Below are 25,447 nucleotides of genomic sequence, written 5' to 3' on the forward strand. Positions count from 1 at the left end.
CAAAGGAAACCGACCGTCCCAGGCCCGACCGGCAAGGAGACCAACCCCCGTGTCCGTCCTCTCGAAGATCATGCGTGCAGGCGAAGGCAAGATCCTGCGCAAGCTGCACCGCATCGCGGACCAGGTCAACTCCATCGAAGAGGACTTCGTCGACCTCTCCGACGCCGAGCTGCGGGCCCTCACCGAGGAGTACAAGCAGCGGTACGCCGATGGCGAGACCCTGGACGACCTGCTGCCCGAGGCGTTCGCCACCGTGCGCGAGGCCGCGAAGCGCGTCCTCGGCCAGCGTCACTACGACGTGCAGATCATGGGTGGCGCCGCGTTGCACCTCGGCTATGTGGCCGAGATGAAGACCGGTGAGGGCAAGACGCTCGTCGGCACGTTGCCCGCGTATCTGAACGCGCTGTCCGGCAAGGGCGTTCACCTGATCACGGTCAACGACTACCTGGCCGAGCGCGACTCCGAGATGATGGGGCGCGTCCACAAGTTCCTGGGTCTGGAAGTCGGCTGCATCCTGGCCAACATGACGCCGGCCCAGCGGCGTGAGCAGTACGCGTGCGACATCACGTACGGCACGAACAACGAGTTCGGCTTCGACTACCTGCGCGACAACATGGCGTGGGCGCAGGACGAGCTGGTGCAGCGCGGTCACAACTTCGCCATCGTCGACGAGGTGGACTCGATCCTGGTCGACGAGGCGCGTACGCCGCTGATCATCTCGGGTCCGGCCGATCAGGCCACGAAGTGGTACGGCGACTTCGCCAAGCTGGTGACGCGGCTGAAGAAGGGCGAGGCCGGCAACCCGCTGAAGGGCATCGAGGAGACCGGCGACTACGAGGTCGACGAGAAGAAGCGCACGGTCGCCATCCACGAGGCGGGTGTCAGCAAGGTCGAGGACTGGCTGGGCATCGACAACCTCTACGAGTCGGTGAACACGCCTCTGGTGGGCTACCTGAACAACGCCATCAAGGCGAAGGAGCTCTTCAAGAAGGACAAGGACTACGTCGTCATGGACGGCGAGGTCATGATCGTCGACGAGCACACGGGCCGTATCCTCGCCGGCCGCCGCTACAACGAGGGCATGCACCAGGCGATCGAGGCGAAGGAAGGGGTGGACATCAAGGACGAGAACCAGACGCTCGCGACGATCACCCTGCAGAACTTCTTCCGCCTGTACAAGCGGCACGACCATGACGGCAAGGAGCAGCCCGGTCTCTGCGGCATGACCGGTACGGCCATGACCGAGGCCGCGGAGTTCCACCAGATCTACAAGCTCGGCGTGGTGCCGATCCCGACGAACCGGCCGATGGTGCGCAAGGACCAGTCGGACCTGATCTACCGCACCGAGGTCGCGAAGTTCGAGGCGGTCGTCGACGACATCGCCGAGAAGCACGAGAAGGGTCAGCCGATCCTCGTCGGCACGACGTCGGTCGAGAAGTCCGAGTACCTGTCGCAGCAGCTGTCCAAGCGGGGCATCCAGCACGAGGTGCTGAACGCCAAGCACCATGAGCGTGAGGCGTCGATCGTCGCGCAGGCGGGCCGCAAGGGTGCGGTCACGGTGGCGACGAACATGGCCGGCCGTGGCACGGACATCAAGCTGGGCGGCAACCCGGACGACCTGGCCGAGGCGGAGCTGCGTCAGCGGGGTCTGGACCCCGAGGAGCACATCGAGGAGTGGGCGCAGGCGCTGCCCGCCGCGCTGGAGAAGGCCGAGCGTGCGGTGAAGGCCGAGTTCGAGGAGGTCAAGGAACTCGGCGGGCTGTACGTCCTCGGTACCGAGCGGCACGAGTCGCGGCGCATCGACAACCAGCTGCGCGGTCGTTCCGGCCGTCAGGGCGACCCGGGCGAGTCGCGGTTCTACCTGTCGCTGGGCGACGACCTGATGCGGCTGTTCAAGGCTCAGATGGTCGAGCGCGTGATGTCGATGGCGAACGTGCCGGACGACGTGCCGATCGAGAACAAGATGGTGACGCGGGCGATCGCGTCGGCGCAGTCGCAGGTGGAGCAGCAGAACTTCGAGACGCGTAAGAACGTCCTGAAGTACGACGAGGTCCTCAACCGGCAGCGTGAGGTCATCTACGGCGAGCGCCGCCGGGTCCTGGAGGGTGAGGACCTGCAGGAGCAGATCCATCACTTCATGGACGACACGATCGACGCGTACGTCGGCGCGGAGACCGCCGAGGGCTTCCCCGAGGACTGGGATCTGGACCGGCTGTGGGGCGCTTTCAAGCAGCTGTACCCGGTGAAGGTCACCGTGGAGGAGCTGGAGGAGGCGGCCGGCGACCGGGCGGGTCTGACGGCGGAGTTCATCTCGGAGTCCATCAAGGACGACATCCGCGAGCAGTACGAGTCGCGGGAGGCGCAGCTCGGCTCGGAGATCATGCGTGAGCTGGAGCGCCGGGTCGTGCTGTCGGTGCTGGACCGCAAGTGGCGCGAGCACCTCTACGAGATGGACTACCTCCAGGAGGGCATCGGTCTGCGCGCGATGGCGCAGAAGGACCCGCTGGTGGAGTACCAGCGTGAGGGCTTCGACATGTTCTCCGCGATGATGGACGGCATCAAGGAGGAGTCCGTCGGCTACCTGTTCAACCTGGAGGTCCAGGTGGAGCAGCAGGTCGAGGAGGTTCCGGTCCAGGACGCCGAGCCGGTCGACATGGGCAAGCAGGACGTGGTGCCGGCGCAGGCGGGTTCGCGTCCGGAGATCCGTGCGAAGGGGCTGGACGCTCCGCAGCGTCGTCAGCTGCACTTCTCGGCGCCGACGGTGGACGGCGAGGGCGGCACGATCGAGGGCGACTTCGAGGACGACGAGGAGCCGGTGCGTTCCGAGGCCGACGGTCTCACGCGCGCGGAGCGCCGTAAGCAGGCGAAGGCCGGGCGGCGCCGCAAGAAGTAGCCGGCTCGCGCGGTCGTGCGGCGGTTCGAGGGGGCCGGGTCACCTGGGGGTGGCCCGGCCCCCTCGCGTGCGGTCCCTTGCCGCCTTGTCGGACGACTTGGGGGAGGGGGCGGTCCTGGGGGCGTCGTGCGGGCCGTCAGGCGTCCTGGGCGGGTGATCGGCGGTGGCCGTCGAGTTCGACGGCGGTGCAGCGCCAGCGGCGGTCCCTGCCGAGTTCCAGACGGAAGGCCATGGCGCGTACGCGGTCGCCGGCGCCGATCCGGGCGAAGGCCTCGATCGCGCCGGGGCGGGGGACGAAGTAGCCGATGTCGCGGACGACGGGGCGGGCGCCGTGGACGGTGCGCAGGGGGCCGCGCTCGGCGAGGTGCGCCAGGTCGTCATAGGCGGCGCCGCGGGTGTGGCGCAGCATGTAGTGGACAGGGCGGCGGCCGCTCAGGACGGCGAGGAGGCGGTCGGCGAAGAGGTCGGTGGGGCGCGGCTGGGGCAGCGGGCCGGCCGGGGTCCCGGTGGTCGCCGGGCGGCTGTCGGCGGGGCGGGTGGAGGGGCCGGCGCCGGGCGGGCCGGGTGGGCGGCCGCCGGCCGGCGCCGTGCGCGGGGAGCCGCCGCCGGGGGTGCGCGGGGGTGCGCCGGCGGGGCGGCGGGTGTCACGACGGCCGGGTGGGCGGGCGCCTGCGGGGCGGGCGCCGGGCGGGCGGGAGCCGGGGTGGGGCTGCGTCCTCGTCATGACCTTGTCCATGGGGTCCCCGTTCGGTGGGCCCGGGTTGTACCGGGCGGTAACTTGCCGTTGTGGATCTTGTACGGGGTCGCGGCCGACGGCGGCAAGCCAGGGGTGCGCCCGTGTCGGGGGTGCCGGAAGTTCACCCATCAGGGGCGGACCGGGGTGCCCGGAGCCCGGTTTCACGGGGGTGGACCGGGTGGGTTCCGGGGCGTCGGGTTGACGTCCGTGCGGGTGGGGGCAGGGGCCCGAAAGGGGACGTCCGCACGTATCCTGAAGGCCGCCGGGCAGGCGCGTCGCCGCCTCCCGGTGCACTGCCTCCACCGATCACGAAATGAGCGGTCCGCCATGCGCGTCTACGTCCCCCTGACCCTCCCCGCTCTCGCCGAGGCGCACCGGACGGGTGAGCTGGGGGCAGAGCCGCTCGTCGCCTACGCCGTCACGCCCGCGCTGCGCGAGTGGTACCTCTCCGACGACATCGAGGAGCTGGAGTACGCGGCGCTCAGCAGGGCCGCGCTCGCCTCCCTGCGGCTCCTCGCGGCGGACCAGGCGGCCCCGCGGCGGCGCGTCGTGGTCGCCGTGGACGTCCCCGACCGCGCGACCGCCGTCGACCCCGACCGCGGACTCGACCCGGCGGCGCTGGGCGAGGTGCGGGTGACGGGCGCCGTGCGGCTGGGCAAGGCGGCCGCCGTGCACGTGGACGCCGGGGACGCGGAGGCGGACGTCACCGCAGCCGCGAAGGCCCTCGCGGCGGCGGACGGCGGGGACGACGACGCGCAGTTCGTCGTGGACGGCGCCGAGGACCACGAACTGCTGTGGTTCGCCCCGCAGGAGATCGCGAACCTGGTCGGCCCGGGCGAGTGAGAAGGCCGCCGCCACGGTCGTCCACTTGACTGTCGGTGGGGGCGGGTACGTTTGCGGGTATGGGGAAGCACGAAGCGGCGCACATCGTCTGGGACTGGAACGGGACCCTGTTCCACGACAACGAAGCGATCGTCGGGGCCACCAACGCGGCCTTCGGCGAGCTGGGTCTGACACCGATCACGCTGGAGCAGTACCGGGCGCTGTACTGCGTGCCGGTGCCGAAGTTCTACGAGCGGCTGATGGGCAGGCTGCCCACGGACGCCGAGTGGGAGCTGATGGACGGCGTCTTCCACCGGTACTACGCCGAGCACCGCGTGGGGTGCCGGCTGACCGACGGCGCGGAGGGACTGCTCGCGGGGTGGCGGTCGGCGGGGCACAGCCAGTCCCTGCTGAGCATGTACGAGCACGAGGAACTCGTCCCGCTGGTGCGCGGGTTCGGGATCGAGCCGCACTTCGTCCGGGTGGACGGGCGGACCGGGCCCTCCGGGGGCAGCAAGGCCGAGCACATGGTGCGGCACCTGAGAGAGCTGACCGGGGTCGAGCCGGCCCGCACCGTCGTGATCGGGGACGCCGCCGACGACGCGGTGGCCGCGCTGCACGTCGGGGCGCGGGCTGTGCTGTACACCGGCGGGTCGCACAGCCGGGCCAGCCTGGAGGGCGTCGGCGTGCCGGTGGTGGACACCCTGGACGAGGCCGTGGAGGTCGCGGGACGCCTGGCCACGGCCGCGTGACGACAGCCGCGTGACCACAGCCGCGTGAACACGGATGCGTGAACCCAGGCGGGTGCACACGGCCGCGTGGGCGGGGCGGGCGGGTCAGGTCGCCGGTGCCTTGGCGCGCAGGACCGCGAGGAACTCGCGCATCCAGGCCGGATGGTCGGGCCAGGCCCGCGCGGAGACGAGGGCGCCGTCGACCACCGCCTCGGCGTCCTGGAAGGTGGCCCCGGCCGACTGCATGTCGAGCTCAAGCGCCGGATAGGCGGTGACGCGCCGGCCGTGCAGGGCGTCGGCGGCGGCCGTCAGCAGGGGCCCGTGGCAGATCTGGGCGACGGGCTTGTCGGCGTCGAAGAACGACTTGACGATCTTGCGGAGTTCGGGGTCGTTGCGCAGATACTCGGGCGCGCGTCCGCCGGGGACGACGACGGCGGCGTACGCTCCGGGATCGACCTCGGCGAAGGCGAGGTCGGCGGGCCAGGTGTAGCCGGGTTTCTCGGTGTAGGTGTCGAAGCCGGGCTCGAAGTCGTGGACGACGAACCGGAGCCGCTTGCGGGCGGGCGCGGCGATGTGGACCTCGTAGCCTTCCTCGCGCAGGCGCTGGTAGGGGTAGAGGACCTCCAGGGATTCCGCCGCGTCGCCGGTGACGATGAGGATCTTCGTGGTCATGGTGGACGTCTCCTCTCGGGCGTGCGTCGGCACGGCCGACGGGGCTCCCGGCGGGTGGGTCCGCCCGGAGGGGGCGTTCCCAGCGTCCCGCGGGCCGGGGCCGCCGTCGACTTTTCCCGTGTTCCCGCCCGCCTCGTGCGCGACGCGTGACCCGGCCGTCCCTGCGGTCGCCCCATAGCCGTCCGGGCGGCCGCGCGAGCTGTGCAGAACGTCAAAGTTCCGACCCGCCTTTTGTACACATACGGCTCATGACGGCGGCCCGGTGGGGAGCGATAGCCTGGTGGCGTGATCAGCGCGATATCTCGCGGGGGCAACGTCGCCCCTGCCCTGCGCCCGGTGTGTGCGGACCATCTCCGCCACCGGGCGGCGGTCGCTGGTCGGCGCGGGCGGGACGGGGTCGCAAGGGACCCCCGGGCGGCGTGCGCATCCCGGAGGCAGACGACGCGGAGAGCAGCGTCACACCCCGGAGCGGTGCCGAGAATGGCTGATATCCCCCCGCTCGTCTCACCTTGCGGCATAGCGTCGGAGCAGTCCGGAGATCCCGGGCCGTGGCGCCGGGTCGCAGGGGAAGAGCCCGTACTTCCTTCTACGTCACGCAACGGCGCGCGACAGGAGTCAGAGGACAATGCAGACCAAGCTGGACGAAGCCAAGGCCGAGCTGCTCGAGAGGGCGGCGCGGGTCGCTGAGAACAGCCCGGTCGGGGGGCATCTACCGACTGGGACGACGGGCGAGGGCACTCCGGGGATCCCGGACCACGCGGCCCTCCTCGCGTTCCTCCATCGCTACTACCTGCACACCTCGCCGGAGGACCTGAGCGGCCGCGACCCGGTCGACGTCTTCGGCGCCGCGGTGTCGCACTACCGGCTGGCCGAGAGCCGCCCGCAGGGCACCGCCAGCGTGCGGGTCCACACGCCCAGCGTCGAGGAGAACGGGTGGACGTGCAGCCACTCCGTCGTCGAGGTGGTCACGGACGACATGCCGTTCCTCGTCGACTCCGTCACCAACGAGCTGACCCGGCAGGGCCGGGGCATCCACGTCGTCATCCACCCGCAGGTCGTCGTGCGGCGCGATGTCGCGGGCCGGCTGATCGAGGTGCTGAGCGTCCCGCCCGCGGCCGTGGAGCTGCCGCACGACGGGCACATCGAGTCGTGGATCCACGTCGAGATCGACCGTGAGACCGACCGGGCCGACCTGAAGCAGATCACCGGCGACCTGCTGCGCGTCCTGTCCGACGTCCGCGAGGCCGTCGAGGACTGGGAGAAGATGCGCGACACGGCGCTGCGGGTCGCCGACGGACTCCCCGAGGAGCCCGTCCCCGGCGATCTGGCGCAGCCCGACGTCGACGAGGCCCGCGAGCTGCTGCGCTGGCTGGCCGCCGACCACTTCACCTTCCTCGGCTACCGGGAGTACCAGCTGCGCGGGGACGACTCCCTCGCCGCCGTCCCGGGCACCGGCCTGGGCATCCTGCGCTCCGACCCGCACCACGCCGACGGCGACGCCCACCCCGTCAGCCCGTCGTTCGAGCGGCTCCCGGCCGACGCCCGGGCCAAGGCGCGTGAGCACAAGCTGCTGGTGCTGACCAAGGCGAACAGCCGGGCCACCGTGCACCGGCCGTCCTACCTGGACTACGTCGGCGTCAAGAAGTTCGACGCCGACGGGAACGTCGTCGGCGAGCGGCGGTTCCTGGGGCTCTTCTCCTCCGCCGCCTACACCGAGTCCGTGTCGCGGGTGCCGGTGGTGCGGCGCAAGGTCCAGGCCGTGCTGAAGGGCGCCGGGTTCTCGCCCGACAGCCACGACGGCCGCGACCTGCTCCAGATCATGGAGACCTACCCGCGCGACGAGCTGTTCCAGACACCGGTGGACGAGCTGCGCTCCATCGTCACCAGCGTGCTGTACCTCCAGGAGCGGCGGCGGCTGCGGCTCTACCTGCGGCAGGACGAGTACGGGCGCTACTACTCCGCGCTCGTCTACCTGCCGCGCGACCGCTACACCACGGGCGTGCGGCTGCGGATCATCGACATCCTGAAGGAGGAGCTGGGCGGGACGAGCGTCGACTTCACCGCCTGGAACACCGAGTCGATCCTGTCGCGGCTGCACTTCGTGGTCCGCGTCCCGCAGGGCACCGAGCTGCCGGAGCTGTCCGACGCCGACAAGGAGCGCATCGAGGCGCGCCTGGTGGAGGCGGCGAGGTCCTGGGCCGACGCGTTCTCCGAGGCGCTCAACGCCGAACTCGGCGAGGAGCGGGCCGCGGAGCTGTCGCGGCGCTACGGCAACGCCTTCCCCGAGGGCTACAAGGCCGACCACACGCCGCGGGCCGCGGTGTCCGACCTGGTCCACGTGGAGCGGCTGAGCGAGGAGCGGAGCTTCTCGCTGAGCCTGTACGAGCCGGTGGGCGCCGCTCCCGACGAGCGCCGCTTCAAGATCTACCGCAAGGGTGACGCGATCTCCCTGTCGGCGGTGCTGCCGGTGCTCAGCCGCCTCGGCGTCGAGGTGATCGACGAGCGGCCCTACGAGCTGCGCTGCTCGGACCGCACGCACGCGTGGATCTACGACTTCGGTCTGCGCATCCCCAAGGCGCTGGCCGGCCCCGGCGGCGACTTCTTCGGCGACGACGGGCGCGAGCGGTTCCAGGAGGCGTTCTCCGCGACCTGGACCGGCCGGGCCGAGAACGACGGATTCAACGCGCTGGTGCTGGGCGCCGGGCTGGACTGGCGGCAGGCCACGGTGCTGCGCGCGTACGCCAAGTACCTGCGGCAGGCCGGGTCCACCTTCAGCCAGGACTACATGGAGGACACGCTCCGCACGAACGTGCACACCACGCGGCTGCTGGTGTCGTTGTTCGAGGCGCGGATGTCGCCCGACCGGCAGCGCGCCGGGCACGAGATCGTCGACGCCCTGCTGGAGGAGCTGGAGGCCGCGCTCGACCAGGTCGCCTCGCTCGACGAGGACCGCATCCTGCGCTCGTTCCTGACGGTCATCAAGGCGACGCTGCGCACGAACTTCTTCCAGCGGCGCTCGGACGGCCGTCCGCACGACTACGTGTCGATGAAGTTCGACCCGCAGGCCATCCCGGACCTGCCGGCGCCCCGGCCCGCGTTCGAGATCTGGGTGTACTCGCCGCAGGTGGAAGGCGTGCACCTGCGGTTCGGGAAGGTCGCGCGCGGCGGTCTGCGCTGGTCCGACCGGCGTGAGGACTTCCGCACCGAGGTCCTGGGCCTGGTCAAGGCGCAGATGGTGAAGAACACCGTCATCGTGCCGGTCGGCGCGAAGGGCGGCTTCGTCGCCAAGCAGCTGCCCGACCCGGCGGTGGACCGCGACGCGTGGCTCGCCGAGGGCATCTCCAGCTACAGGACGTTCATCTCGGCGCTCCTCGACATCACCGACAACATGGTCGGCGGGGAGGTCGTGCCGCCGGTCGACGTCGTGCGCCACGACGAGGACGACACCTACCTGGTGGTCGCCGCCGACAAGGGCACCGCCACGTTCTCGGACATCGCCAACGAGGTCGCCCAGTCCTACGACTTCTGGCTCGGCGACGCGTTCGCATCGGGCGGCTCGGCCGGCTACGACCACAAGGGCATGGGCATCACCGCCCGCGGGGCCTGGGAGTCGGTCAAGCGGCACTTCCGCGAGCTGGGCGTGGACACGCAGGCCGAGGACTTCACCGTCGTCGGCATCGGCGACATGTCCGGTGACGTGTTCGGCAACGGCATGCTGCTCAGCGAGCACATCCGGCTGGTGGCCGCCTTCGACCACCGGCACATCTTCATCGACCCCGAGCCGGACGCGGCGACCTCGTACGCGGAGCGCCGCCGGCTGTTCGAGCTGCCCCGTTCCAGCTGGGCCGACTACGACACGTCGCTGCTGTCGGCCGGCGGCGGGATCTTCCCCCGCACGGCCAAGGCGATCCCCGTCAACGCGCACATCCGCGCGGCGCTCGGCATCGAGGCGGGCGTCGCCAAGCTGACGCCGGCCGACCTGATGAAGGCGATCCTGCGGGCGCCGGTGGACCTGCTGTGGAACGGCGGCATCGGCACGTACGTGAAGTCGTCCTCGGAGTCGAACGCGGACGTCGGCGACAAGGCCAACGACCCGATCCGGGTGGACGGCGCCGATCTGCGTGTCAAGGTCGTCGGCGAGGGCGGCAACCTGGGCCTGACCCAGCTCGGCCGGATCGAGTTCGCCCTGCTCGGCGGCAGGATCAACACGGACGCCATCGACAACAGCGCGGGCGTGGACACCTCCGACCACGAGGTGAACATCAAGATCCTGCTCAACGGGCTGGTGACCGACGGAGACATGACCGTCAAGCAGCGCAACAAGCTGCTCGCGGAGATGACCGACGAGGTCGGCGCGCTGGTCCTGCGCAACAACTACGCGCAGAACACGGCGATCGCCAACGCGCTCGCCCAGTCCAAGGACATGCTCCACGCCCAGCAGCGCTTCATGCGCCACCTGGCGCGCGAGGGGCACCTGGACCGTGCGCTGGAGTTCCTGCCCACCGACCGGCAGATCCGTGAGCGGCTGGGCGCCGGCCAGGGGCTGACCAGCCCGGAGACGGCCGTCCTGCTGGCGTACACGAAGATCACGGTGTCGGACGAGCTGCTGCACACCTCGCTGCCCGACGACGACTACCTGCGTGGCCTGCTGCACACGTACTTCCCGACGGCGCTGCGCGAGCGGTTCCCCGAGAGCATCGACAACCACCCGCTGCGCCGTGAGATCACCACGACCGTCCTGGTCAACGACACGGTCAACACGGGCGGCACGACGTATCTGCACCGGCTGCGCGAGGAGACGGGCGCGTCGCTCGAGGAGATCGTGCGGGCGCAGACCGCGGCCCGGGCGATCTTCCGCGCGGCGCCGGTGTGGGACGCGGTGGAGGACCTCGACAACCGGGTCGAGGCCGAGGTGCAGACCCGGATCCGGCTGCACTCGCGGCGCCTCGTCGAGCGCGGGACGCGCTGGCTGCTGAACAACCGGCCGCAGCCGTTGCAGCTGGCGGAGACGGTCGGGTTCTTCGCCGAGCGCGTCGAGCTGGTGTGGTCGCAGCTGACGAAGCTCTTGCGGGGCGCGGACCTGGAGTGGTGGCAGCGCATCTACGACGAGCTGACCGCCGCGGGCGTCCCGGACGAGCTGGCCACGCGGGTGGCGGGATTCTCCTCGGCGTTCCCGGCGCTGGACATCGTCTCGGTGGCCGACCGCATGGGCAAGGACCCGCTGGACGTCGCCGAGGTGTACTACGACCTCGCCGACCGGCTGCGCATCACCCAGCTGATGGACCGCATCATCGAGCTGCCGCGCGCCGACCGCTGGCAGTCCATGGCCCGCGCGTCGATCCGTGAGGACCTGTACGCGGCGCACGCGGCGCTGACGGCCGACGTCCTGGCGGTGGGCAACGGGTCCTCGACGCCCGAGCAGCGGTTCAAGGCGTGGGAGGAGCGCAACGCGGCGATCCTGGGCCGGGCGCGCACGACGCTGGAGGAGATCCAGACGTCGGAGACGTTCGACCTGGCCAACCTGTCGGTGGCCATGCGGACCATGCGCACGCTGCTGCGGACGCACTCGTAGTCGGTCCGTGGTCCCGGTGCGTCGAAGGGGCCCCCGAGCCGTACGGCTCGGGGGCCCCTTCGACGACGTGGGCGGGTGCGGCTACTTGGCCGCGGGCTTCTTCTTGGCCTTGGGGTCCGACGTGAAGGCCTCGTAGGCCTTGACGACGTCCTCCGCGGGGCCGTCCATGCGCAGTTCGCCGCGCTCCAGCCACAGGGCGCGCTCGCAGGTCTCCAGGATCGAGCTGTTGCTGTGGCTGACGAGGAACACGGTTCCGGCGTGCTCGCGCATCTCGCGGATGCGTTCCGCGGAGCGGTTGCGGAACTTGGCGTCGCCGGTGGCCAGGGCCTCGTCGATGAGGAGGACGTCGTGGTCCTTGGCGGCGGCGATGGAGAACCGCAGCCGGGAGCCCATGCCGGAGGAGTAGGTGCGCATGGGCAGGGAGATGAAGTCGCCCTTCTCGTTGATGCCCGAGAAGTCGACGATCTCCTGGTAGCGCTCCTTGATCTGCTCGCGCGTCATGCCCATGGCCAGACCGCCGAGGTAGACGTTGCGCTCGCCGGTCAGGTCGCTCATCAGGGCCGCGTTGACGCCGAGGAGGGAGGGCTGGCCGTCGGTGTAGATCCTGCCGCGTTCCACGGGGAGCAGGCCGGCGATCGCCTTGAGCAGGGTCGACTTGCCGGAGCCGTTGGTGCCGATGAGCCCGATCGCCTCGCCCTTGTAGGCGACGAAGGAGACGTTCCTGACGGCGTGCACGGTGCGCACGCCCGACGCCTTCTCGGCCTGCTTGCGGCGCACGATGCGGTTGAGGGCGGCGGTCGCGCTGCCCTTGCCGCCGACGGTGCCGTTGACGCGGTAGACGATGTCGACGCTGTCCGCGATGACGGTCGGGGCCCGTTCGTCGACGGGCTCGGCGGGGGCGGTGCGGGGTGCGGTGTCGGTGATGTCAGCCACGGCCGTACGTCTCCTCAGCCTTCCAGAAGTAGATGAACCCGCCGACGCCGGCGAGCAGCGCCCAGCCGGTGGCGACCAGCCACACGTGGGGCGGGAGCTGGCTCGCGTGGAAGGTGTCGATGAGCGCGAAGCGCATCAGGTCGATGTAGACGGCGGCGGGGTTGGCCCGCAGCAGGTCGCCGAGCCAGGGCGGCATGCCGTGGTGCTGCTTGATCAGGTTGTCGATGCTCCACATCACACCGGAGATGTACATCCAGGTGCGCAGGACGAACGGCATCAGCTGGGCGATGTCGGGGGTCTTGGCGCCCAGCCGGGCCATGATCATGGAGACGCCGGCGTTGAAGACGAACTGAAGCGTCAGGGCCGGGAGCACGAGGAACCAGGACAGCGACGGCGGGACGCCGACGGCGAGCAGGATGAACACCAGGGCGGCCATCGAGAACAGCAGCTGCTGCAGCTGCTGGAGGCAGAACGAGATCGGCAGCGCGGCGCGCGGGAAGTGCAGGGCGCGCACCAGGCCGATGTTGCCGGAGATGGCGCGGGTGCCGGTCATGATCGAGGTCTGGGTGAACGTCCACACGAAGACGCCCGTGACCAGGAACGGGATGAAGTCGGCCACGCCCCGTTTGGTGTTCAGCAGCACACCGAAGATGAAGTAGTACACCGCCGCGTTCAGCAGTGGGGTCATCACCTGCCAGACCTGGCCGAGCTTCGCCTGACTGTAGGTCGTGGTGAGCTTGGCGGTGGCGAACGCGGTGATGAAGTGGCGGCGCGCCCAGAGCTGGCGGATGTACTCCGGCAGGGAAGGACGGGCGCCGCTGACCGTGAGGCCGTGCCGGGCCGCCAGGGCCGCGAGGTCGCCGTGGGGCGCGGCCTCGGTACGGGGCGGTGTGTGGAGGACCTGACTCACATCCGCTGCTTTCACTCGGGGGAGGGGGCGCGGGCGTCCGGCACGAGGTCGCACGACGTTTCCTTACGCTTTTCTTCACGTTTTCTTACGTCGGGACGGGTCCGTATCGTCGCAACGTGAGAGTAGGCCGAATTGACGTCGGGACGCAACCGTTTCGTCGTAACGCCCTATGCTGGTTCGTATGACGACTGACGCGACGAACGCCGACGGACCCCAGGTGCGCCCGCGCCGCAGGGCGCCCGCGGGCGCGGCCGTGCTCCGCGAGGATGTGACGGAAGCCATCCGGGCCGCCGTGTTCGAGGAGCTCGCGACCGTCGGCTACGCACGGATGTCCATCGAGGGCATCGCCCGCCGCGCCGGCGTGGGCAAGACCGCGGTGTACCGGCGCTGGCGCTCCAAGCTGCACCTGGTCCTCGACATCGTCTCGGTGATCGCCGTGCAGGGTCTGCCCGCCCCGGAGACGGGCAGCCTGGAGGGCGACCTGCGCATGCTCTACGAACTGACCTCGCGCGCGCTGCGCCACCCGGTGGCCTCGCAGATCATTCCCGACCTCCAGGCCGAGGCGGCCCGCAACCCCGAGATCGCCGAGGCGCTTCAGAAGGCGCTGAAGGAGGGCCAGGAGGAGGTCGCCCTCAAGATCGTGGCGGCGGCCGAGCGGCGCGGCGAGCTGCGCGCCGGCCTGAACGGGGAACTGGCCCTCGACCTGATCTCCGGCCCGCTCTACTGGCGTTCGGTGGTCATCCGCAGCCCGAAGCTCCCCAAGGGCTACCTGGCCGCGCTGGCCCGAGCCACCTCGGCGGCGATCAGAGCCCTGTAGCCGACGGCCGGCCCGCCCACCGCGCCCCCGCCTGCTCCCCGCCCTGCGAACCGCCGGCGGCGATCAGCCCCTCGTGGTGCAACCCACCGGCCAGCGCGAGGAGTCCGGCCAGGTCGAGCACGCGGTCGCCGTGTCCCGGCAGCGGTACGTGGAGCACGGCCGTCCACCGCTCTGCTTCAGAGGGACGCGGAGGTCCGGGTCCGGGGGGTGGTCCGGGGTCGGGGGTGGGTGCTCGTGACGGTGGGGGGCGGGGGTGGGGCGGTGCGCCACAGGCGCCGGTAGGAGAGGCAGGCGGCCCAGGTCAGCAGGCCGTTGCGGACGAGCATCAGGGTGGTGCCGGTCCAGGAGCAGCTGATGACCTCCCAGTAGTGCATGGGGTAGATCAGCGTGCTGACCGCGGTCGCCGCCAGCAGCAGCAGGGCCACCGGGCGCTGGGTGGTGTGCCGTGAGGTGAGGCAGACGGCGGCCAGGCCGAGCAGCCAGATCATGTACTGCGGGCTGATCACCCTGCTGGTGACGGTGAACAGCAGGACGGCGCTCAGGGCGGCGTCGCAGGGCGTGGCCCGGGTGTGCCGGCGGGAGCGGACGCGCCACAGCACCAGAAGGGCGAGGGCCACGGCGGTGAGCGCCAGCGAGACGTGGGCGACGGAGGAGACGTAGGGGCCGACGAACTCCATCGCGCCGTACCGGTAGCGGGCCGTGCCCGGCCATCCGGCGTGCGAGGCGAGGGAGAGGGCGGTGCCGCCCAGGGACTCGATCTGCACGCCCCGCGCGCCCTGTTGCCGCAGGAAGGAGAGGGGATCGCGGAACGCCAGGGCCAGGAGCGCCAGCGCGCAGGCTCCCGTCGTCGCCGCCGAGCGCCACGCCGACCCGCTGTCACGGCCCCTCGGCGTGCCCAGCAGCACCAGCGCCGGCCACACCTTCACCACCGCGCCGAGCGCGGCGAGGGCGCCGCCCGCGCGCGGGGAGCGCGACAGGGACGCGAGGGACAGGACGGCGAGGGCGGTGACCTGCACGTCGTAGCGCACGAGGGGAACGTGCAGCAGCAGCGGGAGTCCGCCCGTCCACAGGGCCGCGCCGAGCAGGGAACGGCCGGGCCGGGCGCCCGCGCGGGCCAGCGTCAGGAGGATCACGGCGTCGGCTGCGACGGTGAGGGCGACGAAGGCCTGAAAGTACGTCAGGCCCGGCAGCAGCGCGGGCGACAGCAGGACCGGGCCGGCGCCGGGCGGGTACTGCCACAGCGGGTCGTGCGCGGGAAGACCGCCGTGGACGAGGACGCCGTACCAGCGGTGGTACAGGCCCCACACCTCGCGGGCCACCCGCCCGCCGCCCAGCAGTGGCGAGGCGCTGTGGACGAGCAGCCACAGCATCAGGGCGCGGGTGGCGAGCCACGCGAGCGCGAGGGCCGGAAGACGGCGGTGACGGTGCTTCGAGGTGTCCATCACGGCGGATGGTAAGCATGATGACTGTCTCTTTTGCTCCATTACATACCTAATGAGGCGTCAATCGCCGTGATGGGTGGGTGCGCACCGCACAATCGGCGCCGTGGTGTGTGGACGCTCGCAGAAGACAGCCCGTACCCGAGTCCTGGCCGTCGCCGTGCCCGCGGCCGTCATGTCCGCCGTCGGGCTGTGGGGCCTCGACCGCGGCGGCATGTGGCGTGACGAGGCCGTCACCTTCCAGGTCGCCCGGCGCACCGTGCCGCAGATCTGGCGGCTGCTGCACGAGGTGGACGCGGTGCACGGCCTCTACTACCTGTTCATGCACGTCGTCCTCGCCGTCCGTCCGGGCGAGGTCGTGCTGCGGCTGCCCTCGGTCTGCGGGGCCGCCGCCACCGCCGCCCTGGTCGCCGCCCTCGGAGCGCGGCTGGCCCGGCCCCGCGTCGGCCTGTGGGCGGGCCTGCTGTACGCGGTGACCCCGCTCGCCGGCCACTACGCGCAGGAGGGCCGCTCCTACGCGCTGGTCGCGGCGGGAGGGGCGGGCGCGACGCTGCTGCTCGCGCGGGCGCTGGACGAGCGCGGAGGCGCCCACGCCGATGCGGATGAGGATGCGGCTGCCGAGGCGGAGGCAGGCGCCGGCGACGGGACCGTGGCGCGTGCGAAGTCCTCACGGTCGCGCGTCTGGTGGGTCTACGGCGGCGTCGTCGCGGTGACGTGTCTGCTGCACGAGCTGGCCGTCCTGGTGCTCTGCGCGCACGCGCTCACGCTCGTTCTGCTGCGCGCGCCCCGGCGGGTGTGGGGGGCGTGGGCGCGGGCGGCCGGGGCGGCGGTCGTCGCCCTGCTGCCGCTGGCGCTGGTGTCCAGTGGACAGTCCCAGCAGGTGGAGTGGCTGCCCGTGCCGGACTGGGAGAGCGCCGAGCGGCTGCTGCGCAACTTCGCCGCCGGGCCGGGCGGGCCGGTGTTCTGGGGCTGCCTCGCCCTGATGGCCCTGGGGCTGACGGCGGGGCGCACGGCGGCCTTCGCCGCGCCGCTGATGATCGTGCCGCCCGCCTTCCTGATGCTGCTCTCGCAGGTCAAGCCGCTCTACCACGACCGCTACGTGCTCTATGCCCTCGCCGGAGCGCCGCTGCTGATCGCCGCCGGCGCCGACCGGCTGGCCGCGATCGCGGGCCGCAAGGCGCACCGGTGGGCGGTCGCCGCGGCGGGCGCGCTCGCGGTGGGACTGGTCTTCCTCGACCTGCTCCCGCTGCACCGCGAGTACCGCACCCTGGCCCACCGCCCGGACGACCTCGCCGCTGTCTCCGCCCTGACGGCCCGTGAAGTCCGCCCCGGCGACCCGGTGCTGTTCCTGCCGTCCCTCGGGCGGCGGACGGCCCTCGCCTACCCGAAGGGGTTCCGGGGGGTGCGCGATCTCGCGCTGCGGGCGCCCGGCCCGGAGTCGGGCACGCTGTACGGGAGCGAGGTCGGCCCCCGGGAGCTGCAACGCCGGCTCGCCTCGGTGAACCGGCTCTGGGTCCTGGCCGAGCCGTACGCGCTGCGCTCGCGCTGGTTCCCCGGCGAGCCCACCGAACGCCTCAAGCTCGTCGCCGTGGAGGAACGGTTCGTCCCCCGCTGGGAGGGCGAACGCGACGGCGTGACCCTCCGCCTCTACGTCCGCCGCCCCGCTACGGCGTCCCTTGCGCCTCCTGGGCGGTCGCCGAGTCCAGCGCCGAGGTGAGCTCGTCCAGCCGCGCGCGCAGCGCGGCCAGCTCGGTCAGTTCGAAGCCGGTGGCGGAGACGATCCTGCGGGGCACCTCCAGCGCCCGCTCCCGCAGGTCCGCGCCCGCCGCGGTCGGCCGGACCTCCACCGAGCGCTCGTCGCGGGCGCTGCGCTCGCGGCGCACCAGACCGGCCGCCTCCAGTCGCTTGAGCAGCGGGGAGAGCGTGCCGGAGTCCAGGCGCAGATGCTCGCCCAGCCGCTTCACGGGCAGCGGGCCCTGCTCCCACAGGACCAGCATCACCAGGTACTGCGGATAGGTCAGCCCGAGGTCCTTGAGGATCACTCGGTAGACGCCGTTGAAAGCGCGCGAGGCGGCGTGCAGCGAGAAGCAGATCTGCCGGTCCAGGCGCAGCCAGTTCTCGGCGTGCTCGCCATCGTCGGCGTGCTCGCTGTGCTCGGCGTTCTCCTGGCCGACGGAGGGCTGTGGGGCGGTCATGTCTCCAGGGTAACCCTGCCGCACCATTTGGTTGTGCCCAATTTAATTGTGTGCTCTACTTGTCTCCGTGAGGCGGCCGGACCGGGCCGCCGCAACGACCTGAGAGGGATGGTTTTCCATGGACGCGCTCTACACCGCTGTCGCCACCGCCACCCACGGCCGCGAGGGACGCGCCGTCTCCTCCGACGGCAAGATCGACCTGGCGCTGGCCATGCCCGCGGAGCTGGGCGGCAACGGGCAGGGCACCAACCCGGAGCAGCTGTTCGCCGCCGGTTACGCCGCCTGCTTCGGCAGCGCGCTGGGCCTCGTCGGCCGCCAGGCGAAGGTCGACGTCAGCGACGCCGCGGTGACCGCCGAGGTCGGCATAGGCCAGCAGGGTGAGGGCTTCGCGCTGAAGGTGACGCTGCGCGTCGAGCTGCCCGAGTCGGTGGACGAGGCGACCGGCCGCAAGCTCGTCGAGCAGGCCCACCAGGTCTGCCCCTACTCCAACGCCACCCGCGGCAACATCCCGGTCGACCTCGTCATCGAGTAGTCGCCGGCGCAGACGTCGTCCCGTAGCCGTCGTCGAGCGGTCGCCGTCGATTGATCGTCATTGAGCGGGTCGTCATCGATCGGGTCGTCATCGCATGGGCGGTGCCGGGCAGTGGCCGGCGCCGCCCATCTCGTCGGCCGTCGCCGGCCGCACGCCGGGGAGCGCATCCGCCCCCGGCGTTCGCGTTCCCCGGCGTGCGCGCCCTCCGGGCGTTCGCGTCAGCGCCGGCCCAGCTCGCGCTTGGACCGCCAGGCCGCCAGCAGCAGCGCGGGCAGTCCTATGAGCACCAGCCACACATGCCCGGCCGCCCCCTGCCGCAGCGGCTCGCGCAGCAGGTCCGCGCCGGAGCCCCCGGCCGGGGCCAGGGCGCCGACGGACCGCCGCAGGCACAGGGCCGTCGCCGGCGCCACGGCGGTGAGCGCCCAACGGCCCGCCACCGCCCGCCCCTCGCGCTCCCAGCCCGCCACCAGCGCCGCCGCCCCGACCGCCGCCACAGCGAACGTCACCGGGTCCACCAGTGCGATCACGGCGTACAGCGCGCCCAGCCACGCATACCCCCAGGGGCTGCGGAGGCCGCCGGGGCCGACGTAGCGGACGCGGCAGCGCACCGCTCCCGCGCGTGAGCCCGTCGCCGTCCACGCCCAGAAGGTCAGTCCGACCGCGAACGCCGACCGGACGGCGAGACCGCCCCCCGCCGCCCCGAGGCCCGCCCCGGCCGCCGACGGCCCCGTGAGGCGTCCGCCCCACAGCCAGGCCACGGCGAACAGTCCGAGGACCGGCGCCCACGGGCGGTCCGTCAGCATGCGGGTGAACCGGCCGGTCCCGGTGAGCAGCACCAGCAGGGCGGCAGGCCCGGCCGCGGCCGCTCCGCTCGCCGGCTCGCGCCAGTACGCCAGCGACATCGCGAGCCAGAGCAGGGCGCCGAGGAGCCGGTACGGCGCCGGGCGCCGGAGGGGGCGGACGGTGGGGCGCATCGCTCGCGCAATCCCTCTCCCGGGGCCGTGTTCCCGGCGGCTGGGCCGCACGGTGGATCCCGACGCTCGTGACCACGACGCGGTTCATACCGGTCGATATCGTGCTGAAACGCATGATAGGCCAGGTGACCATGTGGAGAACCGACCGGCTCCGTCGACCGCCGTCCCCGCCCTCCCCTCCCTGTCCGCCGCCCCCGCCGCCCCTGCCGTCGCCGTCGTCCTCGGCATCCCCGCCGTCCCCGTCGCCTCCGTCGGCTTCGTCGGCTCGCTCGTCCCGGCCGAACCAGCGACGCGTCCTCCTGCTCTGGTTCTTCGTCCTCGCCTTGCTGTTCGCCGCCGCGCAGTCGGACCGGACGCAGGGCCGCGCGGTCATGGACACCCGCCAGTACCTGGCGCACAGCTACATGCTGCAAGGGCTCGGCCGCGAGGAGGCCTCCCGGCGGGCGCTGGACTACTTCTGCGACAGCGTGCGGGTCGGTTCGGCGCAGCACGACAGCGCCGACCTCGCCCACTACCGCGAGCACGACGCCGGCCGGAGCGCCGAGCGGGAGTGCCGGCGGACGATGGGGGAGCGCGTCGCGCGCAACGCCCGGCGCGAGGACGTCACCGGGTACATGGCGCTCTTCAGCGACCCGCGGATGTCCGAGATCTTCGCCACCAGGCCCGGCTATCCCCTGTTCACCGTGCCCTTCGTCAGCGGGCTCGGGCCGGTCGCCGGTCTGTGGCTGGCCGCGCTCGTGGCGACCGTCGCGGGCAGCGGCCTCGTCGTGCTCGTCCTGCGCACGCTGGGGGTGTCCGTTCCCCTGGCCCTGACCGGGCAGGTGCTCTACTACGCGCTGCCGACGGGGAAGGAGGCCATGCTGCCCCAGTGCGAGGGGCTGCTGCTGTGCCTGCTGCTCGCCGCACTCCTCGGCTGCGCCCGCCTGCTCCAGGGGCGCGTGGCGTCGGGGACGGCGATCGCCGTCGTGGCCTTCGCGGCCGCGGCGGTCGTCAAATACGCGCAGACGCTGCTCGCCGTCGCCGCGATCGCCGTCATGGCGGCGGTGCTCCTGGGCGCGCGCCGGCTGCGCGGAGAGCGTCCGCCGCGCCCGGAGCGGGTGCTCCTCGTGACGGCCGCGGCGCTCGCCGCGGGGATCGAGCTGGTCGTCGCCGTCTTCGGGCTGCCCAGCACCGGGGAGAGCCTCCAGGAACTGCTCTCCGTGCACTACACCAGGAGCCCGGTCGGCGACCCGGGGCCCGAGTTCTGGCGGCTGAGCCTCGCCTTCTGGCGGGAATGGCTGCGCGACGCGCTCACGCAGCCCCTGGTCCTGCTGCTGCTCGTCGGCGGGGCGTGGGGCGCCGCCCGCCACCACCGGCCGTTCGCCTGCGTGCTCGCCGGCATCGCCCTGGCCGGCCTGGCCAACCAGGCCGGCCACCCCGAGATGTCCGTCGGGCCCCGGCTGATGGTGATGGCGATGCTGCTGCCCGTGTGCGGGATCCCGCTGCTGCTGGAGAGCCATGTGCGCCGCCGCGTCGCACGAGGGCCGGAGCCGGGCGCGGCCGGGCCCCCGCACGCGGACGACCGGCGCGTCCCGGCCCCGGCCGCCCGCTGACCGACGCTCAGCTGTACTCCGGCAGCCGCGCCGAGCGGCCGGCGGCCCCGGGGATCCTGACGACGGCGCCGGCGTCGTCGCCGCCCGCCGTGCCCGGCGCCTCGCCCAGCAGGACCCGCCGCACCACGCGTTCCGCGGCCCGGCCGTCGTCGAACTCGCAGAACCGCTCCCGGAACGCCGCCCGCAGCCGGGCCGACTCGGCGTCCCGCCAGGCCCCCGAGGTGAACGTCTTCACCAACTCCTCGTCCGAGCGCGTCACATGTCCCGGCGGCTCGGCGGTGATGTCGAAGTAGGCGCCCCGGGCCGCCCGGTAGGCGGCCCAGTCGTCGGCGTGCACCACGATCGGCCGGTCCAGCAGGGCGTAGTCGAACATCAGCGCCGAATAGTCGGTGACCAGCGCGTCCGCGGCGAGCAGCACGTCCTCCACGTGCCGCTCGTCGGTGACGTCGATCAGCGCGCCGCGCCGGTGCAGGTCGCGCAGCACCAGCGCCCGCTCGTGGTGCCGGGCCAGGCCGGGATGCAGCCGCACCAGGAGGCGGTGACCGGGGGCGAGCGAGGCCGCCAGGTTCTCCAGGTCGACCCGCCAGACATGACGGCCCTTGCGGTAGTCGCGCGGGGTCGGCGCGTACAGCACGACCGTCTCCGACGCCTCGACGCCCAGCCGCGCCCGCAGCCGCGCACCGCGCCCGTCCCCGCCCCGCACCAGGACGTCGTTGCGGGGGCTCCCGCTGCGCAGCGACGCGAAGTGACACGGGTAGGCCCGCTGCCAGACCTCCTCGGAGTGCCGGTTGGCGGCCAGGCTGACGTCCCAGCGGTCGCTGCGCCGGAGCATGCCGCGCACGTCGGACCCGTGCCGGGCGCCCGGCCGGTCGAGGAGGTCCAGCGCCATGTACTTGAGCGGGGTGCCGCGGTGGGTCTGGACGTGCACCGAACCCCGGCGCTTGACCAGGTCGCCGGCCCAGTTGCAGTCGTTGACCCAGTGCTTGGCGCGGGCCATCACCCGGTAGTAGCGCCAGGACCCCGTCGTCACGAAGTCGGTCCCCGGCGGCACCTCGTCCACCGCGTCCGGATGGACGACCCACACCCCCCGCACGTGCGGGGCGAGTGCGGCGGCCCGCTCCTGGACCGCCAGCGGGTCGCCGGTCACCGCACGGCTGTGCCCGGCGGAGTACACGGCGAGGGAGGAGTCCAGCGGCAGCCGCAGCTGGAGGCGGTACCAGCACCGCCTGACCCGCCGGGCGAGCACCTCGCGCAGCAGGGCCGCCCTGCGCCCCGCCGCGAGCCAGCCGCGCCGCCACAGGCCGAGGCCCAGGTGGGCGCGGTGGTAGGGGGCGAGCCCCAGCAGCCGGATCTCCGCGCGGCGGCTGTCCGGCGGCGGCACGAATCCCGGCGGCACGTGCCGGCGGTAGAAGGCCCGGATCCGGCGGTAGAACTCCTTGCGGTCGCCGCGCAGCACCCGTTCGGGGCGTGCCACCGTGAACAGCATGTGGTCCAGCGCCCGTTCGAACAGCAGCGGCCGCGCCCAGTCGAGGCCGGGCCGCTCGGCGAGGTACGCGAACAGCCCCTCGTACTGCTCGAAGATGTCGAAGTGCCGGCGTCCGGGGGTCCGGGTGATCGCGCCCTGGCGTCGCTGCCGGTACTCGACGCCCACCCGGTCCAGACAGGCGATCCGCTCGGCCGTGACCATCGTCTGGTAGGTGACGGGCGCGTCCTCGTACAGCCCCGGCCGGTACTGGAAGCCGTGGCCGACGAAGAAGTCCCGCCGGTAGGCCTTGTTCCAGGCGACCAGGAACAGCCGCAGGTACTCGGGGTGCTCGCGGACCGCGAAGGTGCCGGCGCCGGCCTGCTCGAGGAGGCCCGCCGCGTCGCTGCGGCCCGCCCGGCCCCACCAGTGGGTGCGGACGTGGTCGAAGACCAGGATGTCGGGGTCGCGGGTCGCGTCGAGCCGGTCGGCGACCGCGCGCAGCAGCCCGGGGGTGTAGCGGTCGTCGCTGTCGAGGAACAGGACGTAATCGCCGGTGGCGTGCGGCAGGCCCGCGTTGCGGGCGCGGCCCAGACCGACGTTCTCCGGCAGATGGACGGCCTTCAGCCGCGGGTCGCGCGCCGCGTACTCGTCGAGGATCGCTCCGCAGCCGTCGGGCGAGCAGTCGTCGACGGCGATCACCTCGAGGTCGCCGAACGACTGGCCGAGCACGGAGTCGAGGCATTCGCGCAGGAAGCCCTGCACCTTGAAGACGGGGACGATGACACTGAAGCGGGGCACGTGGGTCAGCTCCTCGGAGAGGTCGGCACGGCGGCGGGCGCGGGCGTGCGCCGGGGGAGCGGGACGGCGGGCTCGATGCGCTCGGCCGGCTCCCCGAGCAGCACCCGGCGCACGACGCGCTCGGCGGCGCGGCCGTCGTCGAACTCGCAGAACCGGGCGCGGAAGCGGGCGCGCAGCCCGTCCGCCTCGGGACCCGCCCAGCGGCCGGAGCGGAAGACGTCGGCCAGTTCCTCGGGGGTGAGGGCGACCGGGCCCGGCGGACTGGCGAGGAGGTCGAAGGTCACCCCGCGCGTCTCGCGGTACACGTCCCAGTCGTCGGCGTACACGACCACGGGACGGTCGAGGTTGGCGTAGTCGAACACGATCGACGAGTAGTCGGTGACCAGGGCGTCCGCCGCGAGGCAGACGTCCTCCGACGAGCGGTGCCCGGTGACGTCGATGATCCGCCCGTCGCGCGCGCGGGCCCGGTCGTCGTCGTGGAAGTAGTGGGCGCGCAGCAGGACGACGAAGCCGTCGCCGAGGGCGTCGCACAGTGCCCCGAGGTCGAGGCGGGTGTCGGAGCCGGCGTCGTGGTCGCGGTGGGTGGGCGCGTACAGGACAGCGGTCCGGCCCTCGGGCACCCCGAGCCGCTCGCGCGCCCGGCGCACGTCGTCCGCCGTCGCGGTGTAGTAGACGTCGTTGCGGGGATAGCCGTACTCGAGCATCTCGTACGAGGACGGGAAGGACCGCTCCCACACCTCGGTGGACAGCCGGTTGGAGCTGAGGTTGTAGTCCCAGCGGTCGATCCGGCCGAGCAGCCGGTCGAAGCTGCCGGTGGCGGCGGCGACCACTGGGTGGTCGGCCTGCTCGATGCCCATCTTCTTCAGCGGGGTGCCGTGCTGCGTCGACAGGTGCACGCTGCCCCGCCTTTTGACGACGGCGCCCTCGAAGTTGGCGTTGTTGACGAGGTAGGTGGCGCGGGCCAGCACCTGCCAGTAGCGGCGGCTGCCGATGACGGCGTGCTCGACGCCCTCCGGCAGGGTGTGCTCCTGGCCGGCCTCGACGAGGAACACCGAGCGGATGTGCGGGGCGAGTTCGGCGGCCTTGGCGTGGATCGCGGCCGGGTTGCAGGCGTAACCGCGGCCCCAGTAGGCGCAGTACACGGCCAGGCCGGGGTCGAGGGGGCGCAGCAGCTGGCCGCGGTAGTACAGCCGGGTGCGCAGCGTGCGGGCGCGGGGCATCCGCCGGACGGCGGCCGCGGCCTTGCGGTTGGCGCCGCGCAGCGCACGGAACGCGGTGTACGCGCCCGTCGCCAGCAGGCGGTGCTGCACGCCGAGGCTGCCGGCGGGGCGGCGGAATCCGGCCGGGCGGTGCCGCCGGTACAGCCTGCCCGCGCGCCGGAAGAAGGCCCGGCGCCGCCCGGCCAGCCGGGTGGGGTGCGCGGCGGTCTTCAGGGCGGCCGCGAAGAGCTGCTCGAACAGCGGGCCCGACCGGTCCTCGGACAGTCCGGTGTCGGCCGCCCGCGTCAGCACCAGCTCGATCTGCGCCAGCAGGTCCATGTGGTGGGCGCCCGGCTGGTTCAGCGGGTCGCCCTGGCGCCGCAGCAGATGCCGTACGACGACCGACCGCAGCACCGCGACCCGGCCCGCGTGCACGCCGGCCAGCCCGCCGAAGCCGACGTCGGTGAAGGGCCCGTCGGGGAAGACGAGTGCGTGCTGGTCGAGGAACGACCTGCGGTAGAGGGTGCCCCAGGCCGGCAGCCGCACCCCGGTCACATGGGGTGCCTCGACGGGGGCGAACGCGTCCTTCGGCGCGGTCGCCAGCAGCGCCGCCGCCGGGTTCGTGGCCTCGCCCTCCCACCAGGGGACGCGCTCGTGCTCGGCGTACAGGACGTCCACGTCGCCGGTCTCGGTGAGACGGGCGTCCAGCGCCGCCAGGGCGCCCGGGGCGAGGGTGTCGTCGCCGTCGAGGAACAGCAGGTATGTGCCGGTCGCCGCCCGCATCCCGGCGTTGCGCGCGCCGGCGAGGCCCTGCGCCGGCCGTGACCGCACGGGCGTCACCCGGGGGTCGCGCCGCGCGTGGCGGGCGGCGACGGCGGCGGCGACCGAGTCGGGCGCGTCGGCGACCGCGATGACCTCGACGTCGTCGTAGGACTGGGCGAGGACGGAGTCCAGCGCCAGGGACAGCCGGCCCTCCCCCACTCTCGTGTCCACACGGCCGGGGGGACCCCCGTCCCCGTAGGACGGGACGATGATGCTGAAGCGGGGCATGCTGTTCTTTCTGTGTCGTGTCGTGTCGTGTCGGTGCGGTGCCTGGTGCCTGGTGCTCAGGCCGTACGACCGCGGCCGGGGCGCCCGGTCGGGCGCCAGGTGGACGGCCGGGTCGGG

18 protein-coding genes are annotated in these 25,447 nt (G+C 72.5%); 8 read left to right on the top strand and 10 right to left on the bottom strand.

Annotated features, from left to right (window positions below; translation table 11 throughout):
* Positions 1-49: 49 nt before the first annotated feature.
* Positions 50-2,893 carry a preprotein translocase subunit SecA gene (secA, locus tag ACGFSH_RS00090; protein WP_393343371.1) on the top strand — a complete coding sequence of 948 codons (2,844 nt, stop codon included), beginning with the start codon at positions 50-52 and terminating at the stop codon, positions 2,891-2,893.
* A 136-nt stretch (positions 2,894-3,029) separates the two neighbouring features.
* On the opposite strand, the gene ACGFSH_RS00095 is transcribed toward secA, so the two are convergent.
* Positions 3,030-3,629 (bottom strand): Rv3235 family protein, encoded by a 600-nt coding sequence (locus ACGFSH_RS00095; protein WP_393343373.1) that lies wholly within the window; start codon positions 3,627-3,629, stop codon positions 3,030-3,032.
* Between the two features lie 327 nt (positions 3,630-3,956).
* Here ACGFSH_RS00095 and ACGFSH_RS00100 point away from each other — a divergent pair, with 327 nt between their 5' ends.
* A complete protein-coding gene (locus ACGFSH_RS00100) occupies positions 3,957-4,472 on the top strand; it encodes a DUF6912 family protein (protein WP_393343375.1) in 516 nt (171 codons plus the stop codon).
* Between the two features lie 59 nt (positions 4,473-4,531).
* Complete coding sequence (locus tag ACGFSH_RS00105; RefSeq protein WP_329410529.1) at positions 4,532-5,203, top strand: HAD family hydrolase; 672 nt, start codon at positions 4,532-4,534, stop codon at positions 5,201-5,203.
* A gap of 84 nt (positions 5,204-5,287) precedes the next feature.
* Here the strand turns inward: ACGFSH_RS00105 and ACGFSH_RS00110 are convergent, their stop codons facing one another.
* Positions 5,288-5,854 (bottom strand): DJ-1/PfpI family protein, encoded by a 567-nt coding sequence (locus ACGFSH_RS00110; protein WP_393343377.1) that lies wholly within the window; start codon positions 5,852-5,854, stop codon positions 5,288-5,290.
* Positions 5,855-6,479: 625 nt separating this feature from the next.
* On the opposite strand from ACGFSH_RS00110, the gene ACGFSH_RS00115 reads away from it, so the two are divergent.
* Positions 6,480-11,426: an NAD-glutamate dehydrogenase gene (locus ACGFSH_RS00115; protein WP_393343379.1), complete on the top strand. Its 4,947-nt coding sequence runs from the start codon at positions 6,480-6,482 to the stop codon at positions 11,424-11,426.
* A gap of 81 nt (positions 11,427-11,507) precedes the next feature.
* Here the strand turns inward: ACGFSH_RS00115 and ACGFSH_RS00120 are convergent, their stop codons facing one another.
* Together ACGFSH_RS00120 and ACGFSH_RS00125 are read right to left on the bottom strand one after the other, a co-directional pair.
* Entirely contained in the window at positions 11,508-12,350 is an 843-nt protein-coding gene (locus tag ACGFSH_RS00120) for an ABC transporter ATP-binding protein (protein ID WP_393345426.1), read from the bottom strand.
* A gap of 1 nt (position 12,351) precedes the next feature.
* Positions 12,352-13,269: an ABC transporter permease gene (locus ACGFSH_RS00125; protein WP_393343381.1), complete on the bottom strand. Its 918-nt coding sequence runs from the start codon at positions 13,267-13,269 to the stop codon at positions 12,352-12,354.
* 169 nt (positions 13,270-13,438) lie between these two features.
* Here ACGFSH_RS00125 and ACGFSH_RS00130 point away from each other — a divergent pair, with 169 nt between their 5' ends.
* Positions 13,439-14,086, top strand: a complete 648-nt coding sequence (locus ACGFSH_RS00130; RefSeq protein ID WP_393343383.1) for a TetR/AcrR family transcriptional regulator — start codon at positions 13,439-13,441, stop codon at positions 14,084-14,086.
* Here the strand turns inward: ACGFSH_RS00130 and ACGFSH_RS00135 are convergent.
* Complete coding sequence (locus tag ACGFSH_RS00135) at positions 14,073-14,243, bottom strand: hypothetical protein (protein WP_393343385.1); 171 nt, start codon at positions 14,241-14,243, stop codon at positions 14,073-14,075. The genes ACGFSH_RS00130 and ACGFSH_RS00135 overlap by 14 nt on opposite strands.
* 19 nt (positions 14,244-14,262) lie before the next feature.
* Positions 14,263-15,528, bottom strand: a complete 1,266-nt coding sequence (locus tag ACGFSH_RS00140) for a glycosyltransferase 87 family protein (protein ID WP_393343387.1) — start codon at positions 15,526-15,528, stop codon at positions 14,263-14,265.
* A 103-nt stretch (positions 15,529-15,631) separates the two neighbouring features.
* Here ACGFSH_RS00140 and ACGFSH_RS00145 point away from each other — a divergent pair, with 103 nt between their 5' ends.
* On the top strand, positions 15,632-17,242 hold the full coding sequence (locus ACGFSH_RS00145; RefSeq protein ID WP_393343389.1) for a hypothetical protein: 1,611 nt from the start codon (positions 15,632-15,634) through the stop codon (positions 17,240-17,242).
* On the opposite strand, the gene ACGFSH_RS00150 is transcribed toward ACGFSH_RS00145, so the two are convergent.
* Positions 17,190-17,720 carry a MarR family winged helix-turn-helix transcriptional regulator gene (locus tag ACGFSH_RS00150; protein WP_393343391.1) on the bottom strand — a complete coding sequence of 177 codons (531 nt, stop codon included), beginning with the start codon at positions 17,718-17,720 and terminating at the stop codon, positions 17,190-17,192. The genes ACGFSH_RS00145 and ACGFSH_RS00150 overlap by 53 nt on opposite strands.
* Positions 17,721-17,838: 118 nt before the next feature.
* Between ACGFSH_RS00150 and ACGFSH_RS00155 the strand changes: the two genes are divergently transcribed.
* Positions 17,839-18,252 (top strand): organic hydroperoxide resistance protein, encoded by a 414-nt coding sequence (locus tag ACGFSH_RS00155; RefSeq protein ID WP_329410514.1) that lies wholly within the window; start codon positions 17,839-17,841, stop codon positions 18,250-18,252.
* Between the two features lie 218 nt (positions 18,253-18,470).
* On the opposite strand, the gene ACGFSH_RS00160 is transcribed toward ACGFSH_RS00155, so the two are convergent.
* A complete protein-coding gene (locus ACGFSH_RS00160; protein ID WP_393343393.1) occupies positions 18,471-19,226 on the bottom strand; it encodes a hypothetical protein in 756 nt (251 codons plus the stop codon).
* A gap of 323 nt (positions 19,227-19,549) precedes the next feature.
* Between ACGFSH_RS00160 and ACGFSH_RS00165 the strand changes: the two genes are divergently transcribed.
* The gene (locus ACGFSH_RS00165; protein WP_393343395.1) at positions 19,550-20,818 is read left to right on the top strand and encodes a hypothetical protein; all 1,269 of its coding nucleotides are present in this window, start codon (positions 19,550-19,552) and stop codon (positions 20,816-20,818) included.
* Between the two features lie 7 nt (positions 20,819-20,825).
* Here ACGFSH_RS00165 and ACGFSH_RS00170 read toward each other — a convergent pair whose 3' ends face one another.
* Positions 20,826-23,081, bottom strand: coding sequence for a CDP-glycerol glycerophosphotransferase family protein (locus ACGFSH_RS00170; protein ID WP_393343397.1), 2,256 nt, complete (start codon positions 23,079-23,081; stop codon positions 20,826-20,828).
* Between the two features lie 5 nt (positions 23,082-23,086).
* Positions 23,087-25,330: a CDP-glycerol glycerophosphotransferase family protein gene (locus tag ACGFSH_RS00175; RefSeq protein ID WP_393343399.1), complete on the bottom strand. Its 2,244-nt coding sequence runs from the start codon at positions 25,328-25,330 to the stop codon at positions 23,087-23,089.
* Between the last annotated feature and the right edge of the window lie 117 nt (positions 25,331-25,447).

It is taken from the genome of Streptomyces sp. NPDC048481, assembly GCF_043200075.1.
In the GTDB taxonomy this organism is placed as follows: Bacteria; Actinomycetota; Actinomycetes; order Streptomycetales; family Streptomycetaceae; genus Streptomyces.

Coding starts and splice junctions, on each gene's coding strand:
- ACGFSH_RS00095 (WP_393343373.1), bottom strand. CDS start 3,629: ATGGACAAGGTCATGACGAGGACGCAGCCCCACCCCGGCTCCCGCCCG.
- ACGFSH_RS00100 (WP_393343375.1), top strand. CDS start 3,957: ATGCGCGTCTACGTCCCCCTGACCCTCCCCGCTCTCGCCGAGGCGCAC.
- ACGFSH_RS00105 (WP_329410529.1), top strand. CDS start 4,532: ATGGGGAAGCACGAAGCGGCGCACATCGTCTGGGACTGGAACGGGACC.
- ACGFSH_RS00110 (WP_393343377.1), bottom strand. CDS start 5,854: ATGACCACGAAGATCCTCATCGTCACCGGCGACGCGGCGGAATCCCTG.
- ACGFSH_RS00115 (WP_393343379.1), top strand. CDS start 6,480: ATGCAGACCAAGCTGGACGAAGCCAAGGCCGAGCTGCTCGAGAGGGCG.
- ACGFSH_RS00130 (WP_393343383.1), top strand. CDS start 13,439: ATGCTGGTTCGTATGACGACTGACGCGACGAACGCCGACGGACCCCAG.
- ACGFSH_RS00140 (WP_393343387.1), bottom strand. CDS start 15,528: ATGGACACCTCGAAGCACCGTCACCGCCGTCTTCCGGCCCTCGCGCTC.
- ACGFSH_RS00150 (WP_393343391.1), bottom strand. CDS start 17,720: ATGACCGCCCCACAGCCCTCCGTCGGCCAGGAGAACGCCGAGCACAGC.
- ACGFSH_RS00155 (WP_329410514.1), top strand. CDS start 17,839: ATGGACGCGCTCTACACCGCTGTCGCCACCGCCACCCACGGCCGCGAG.
- ACGFSH_RS00160 (WP_393343393.1), bottom strand. CDS start 19,226: ATGCGCCCCACCGTCCGCCCCCTCCGGCGCCCGGCGCCGTACCGGCTC.
- ACGFSH_RS00175 (WP_393343399.1), bottom strand. CDS start 25,330: ATGCCCCGCTTCAGCATCATCGTCCCGTCCTACGGGGACGGGGGTCCC.